Below are 2396 nucleotides of genomic sequence, written 5' to 3'. Positions count from 1 at the left end.
CCTGGCTCACCGCCATCGCCGGCGCGGCACTCCTGCTGCTGATCTTCCACCTGGTCACCTCGCGGAGAAGCACCAGCAGCGGCCGGCGGACCAGCCGGCGGAGGAGCTGGGCGCACCGGTGACCAGGCTGATCCGTTAAGTGCCCGCTGCTGGCTGGCCGGCAAGCTCATCATGCAGCACTGCCGGCGGGACCTGCTGACTCGCCGCTTGCCGGGCCCGGCGGAGGGAAGCTCCCCGTGCTGCGCGGCGCTCACCCGGGGTGGTTCCACCCCAACTGCCCTCCGGCATGGCCTCAAGAGAGTGGGACAGGCAGTCCGCGCGGGCGGCGCAAAGGCAGCAGACCGCCTTCGCCGCTTCGACCTGCCGGGCAGCGGGGCCTGTTACCGCCGCGATGGGAAAGAACAGCTCGGGGTCCGCCTGCCGGCAGGCGGCGCATGACAGAGGTCGGGGCTGAATGCCTGCAATACTGGGGACATGTCCGCGCCTCCGGTAGCGCGCCTAAATTGGTCACCGGGATCTGGAGCGGTTCGGCAGTTCGATCATAAGACCAACCCGGGCGCTCCGGGCGATCCGGGATTGCCCTTCAGGGTAAATGAACGGCAACCAGTTCTGCCGGTGTCGAACCGGAAGCAGAGCCGGTGGCCAGGAGCGGTCCCCGCTGGTTCTGATCACGTTCCCTGCGGCACCGTGGGGAGCGCGTCTGCAAGCGTCGCGCAGATCGTGAGTCTGTGGTCCAGGCCGGTGATGCGCAGCAGTTTCAGGACCTGGGGGCGGGGAGCGGCCAGGCGGACGACGATACCGCGCGCTGTGGCGCGGCGTTGCGTGCCGATCAGCACGGCCAGCCCTGCGACATCGCAGAATGACACCCCGGACAGATCGATGATGAGCAGCCGCACGCCGGGGCCGAGCAGGCCGAGCAGGCGCTCCCGCAGCTCCGGTACGGTGGCGATGTCAAGTTCGCCCTCCAGGCTGGCAATGGTGCAGGCGGGCCGGCTGAGGACAGACAGGCTAGCCTGCGCCGCGACCCGGACGGGTTCCCTGGTGGCATCAACGGCGGTCATCAGGTCGCATCCGTAATGCGTGAGCGCTGGTCCACGTACCCAGCAAACGCCATCCGCGGCCATGGGGATACCGGCAATCCGGGCAAGCCTCATCACCAGGTCTGATCACACCTCGACGGCAAGCTGACGGCGTTCCCTTCGGCCCCCTCAGCCGCGCAGCGCGGTGATCGGCTGCGGTGATGATTCTTTCCCGGATCGGCCATTTCCTGCACGGCACGGCAGGAGTTGACTCGGAGACGAACGAGTACGAAGGCCGGCGTCTGCGCTCTGCGCGAGCCGATGACCTTCACCTTGGCAGCCGCGGCCGGTGGCTGATCCGCTGTCTCACGTGACACTGGAGCACGCGATATGAATATCCTCGCTGTTCAGCGCGGGGGCCCGCTGGCCATCGACATGAATCAGCCGGGCTTTTTCCTGCACTGACGCCCGCACCGCCCCGCCCCGGCGACAGCGCCGGCCGCAGCCTCGTTGCTCTAGACCCTGGCGACATAAGCCCCGAGCGGTGTGCTCGGAAGACCCCCGGGAGGACAAAGCGATGGAGAGAACAGCACCCGGCCTTCTTGCCGTGCCGCCTGGCCGCGCCTCAGCCGCAGGCGGGCTGTCTGTTGCCGCCGATCCTTCGACGGCTAGTTTTCGTGCACTGGCGCTGCAGGTGCGGGCGATGGGCCTGCTCGACCGCAGGCCAGGCTACTACCGGGTGAAGATCACCCTGACTATCTTCGCCTTCTTCGCTGGATGGGCCCTGTTCGTCATGGCCGGCAACTCGTGGGCGACCCTCGCCGTCGCCCCGTTGCTGGGGATGATGTTCACCCAGCTGGGCTTCATCGGCCATGATGCGGGGCACAACCAGGTTTTCGGCACGCGCCGGCGCAATCGCCTGCTCGGCCTCACCGTGGGGAACGTGCTCATCGGGCTGAGCTTTGGCTGGTGGGTCCCCAAGCACAACGCTCACCATGCGCATCCCAACGAGATGGGCCGCGACCCCGATATCGGCGAAGGAGTCGCCCTGGCCTCGTCTGACGCGCCGGGAAACGGGCGCGGCCCTCTCGCATCGTGGCTGGCACGCTGGCAGGCGCCGCTCTTCTTCCCCCTCATGCTGCTGCGAAGCAGCGGCATGCACGTACTCGGGATCCAGCGGCTTGTGCGGCGACGAGACCATGCTTCGGCGGTAGAAGCCTCTCTCCTCATGCTGCACGCCGCGTTGTACCTGACGGTGGTGCTGTGGGTGCTCTCGCCGCTCAAGGCACTGGCTTTCGTCGCCGTACAGCAGGCGGTCTTCTCGCTGTACCTGGGCATCAGTTTCGCGCCCAACCACAAGGGGATGCCGATCATCGA

General features: G+C 67.4%; 3 protein-coding genes. 1 reads left to right on the top strand and 2 read right to left on the bottom strand.

From position 1 onward, the window contains the following. Window positions 1–135: 135 nt before the first annotated feature. Both WA805_RS07475 and WA805_RS07470 read right to left on the bottom strand, forming a co-directional pair. Entirely contained in the window at window positions 136–441 is a 306-nt protein-coding gene (locus tag WA805_RS07475) for a WhiB family transcriptional regulator (protein ID WP_425241968.1), read from the bottom strand. Window positions 442–668: 227 nt separating this feature from the next. Further along, complete coding sequence (locus WA805_RS07470) at window positions 669–1061, bottom strand: STAS domain-containing protein (RefSeq protein ID WP_425241967.1); 393 nt, start codon at window positions 1059–1061, stop codon at window positions 669–671. 502 nt (window positions 1062–1563) lie between these two features. On the opposite strand from WA805_RS07470, the gene WA805_RS07465 reads away from it, so the two are divergent. Beyond that, window positions 1564–2396: fatty acid desaturase family protein (locus tag WA805_RS07465; RefSeq protein ID WP_425241966.1), on the top strand; the 833-nt coding region annotated here is incomplete at its 3' end.

This window comes from Trebonia sp. (assembly GCF_049794275.1).
Classification (GTDB): Bacteria; Actinomycetota; Actinomycetes; order Streptosporangiales; family Streptosporangiaceae; genus Trebonia.
Note: the sequence above shows the minus strand (reverse complement) of the source record. Positions and strands in the feature narration are given on the sequence as shown.

What these genes read in the sequence shown, in the direction of transcription:
- WA805_RS07470 (WP_425241967.1), bottom strand. Translation starts at nt 1,061, where the DNA reads ATGACCGCCGTTGATGCCACCAGGGAACCCGTCCGGGTCGCGGCGCAG.